Annotated in this window: 1 protein-coding gene; it reads right to left on the bottom strand. The window is 44.6% G+C overall.

Translation table 11 applies throughout. The features are described from left to right. A partial coding sequence (locus A3763_RS16885) for an IS1182 family transposase (RefSeq protein WP_068760243.1) occupies window positions 1-1,024 on the bottom strand: 1,024 nt, incomplete at both ends.

Here is a 1,024-nt window from a genome sequence, read left to right as displayed (position 1 = left end):
CTGTCAGGTTTGGACTCCAGAAGCTCGGTCATCTTTTCAATGCGACTAGCATGCTCCCAACGACGAATTGTTCGGGGAGTGGCTGTTTTGGTGCATTGGGTTTGCAGGCTGCAAACTCTACAAATTTTGACGCTGCAGTTATAGTTCCTATAAATCATGCCTTTATCTCTTGCTTGCCCTCTGGGTGTTAACGCTTGCTTGGCAGGACAAACGTACACATTTTGCTCGGCGTCATATTGAAATAGCGATTTATTGAAGATGCCTTTCTTTTCACTGCCTGACGTATCAAAATTGGGTACCAGTGGCGTCATCCCCGCATCTTGCGCCGCAATAATATCTTTGCTGCTAAAATAGCCTTTGTCGGCAAGCACGGTAATTTCATCATTCTTTAGTGCTGCTTGAGCCTGCTGGCCCATCCTGCATAATTGATTTCTATCGGTGGTATTGGTGACCTCATGAGCAACGATCAAGTGATGCTTACAATCCACTGCGCTCTGAACGTTGTAGCAAACCTTTCTCTCCATCGCGGTTGTTTTTAACAGACGCGAATCTGGATCAGTCATAGAGATTTGTTTGTCTGGGTGCGCTTCAACTTTCTCTTTGAGCTCCTTTAATTCAGAAAGACGCGCTTTTAGCCAAACCAGCTTTTCTTCAATGGGAGCGGTATCCGCTTCCTTTTCATTTAAGTCGACCTTGTCTAGCTGACTAAGGTAGCGAGCGATATGCTTTTCAACGCGTTCCATTGAGGCTTGGAGTTTTCTTGGCGTATAGTTTTTAGATTTGTTGTTAGATGCTTTGAATTTACTGCCATCAATCGCGACAAGCGCATCGCTAAACATGTTCATCTGACGACACAAATCGATGAACGTTCGACAGCACTGTTTAATCCCTTTACCGTTATTCTTCCTAAAATCTGCAATGGTTTTGAAGTCTGGTGCAAGTCTCTCAGTTAACCACATTAGTTCGATATTGCGGTTAGCTTCTCGCTCTAATCGGCGTGAGGATTGAATTCGGTTCAGGTAGC

The sequence above is a fragment of the Oleiphilus sp. HI0128 genome (genome assembly GCF_001635365.1).
This window is presented reverse-complemented; position numbering and strand designations above follow the sequence as displayed.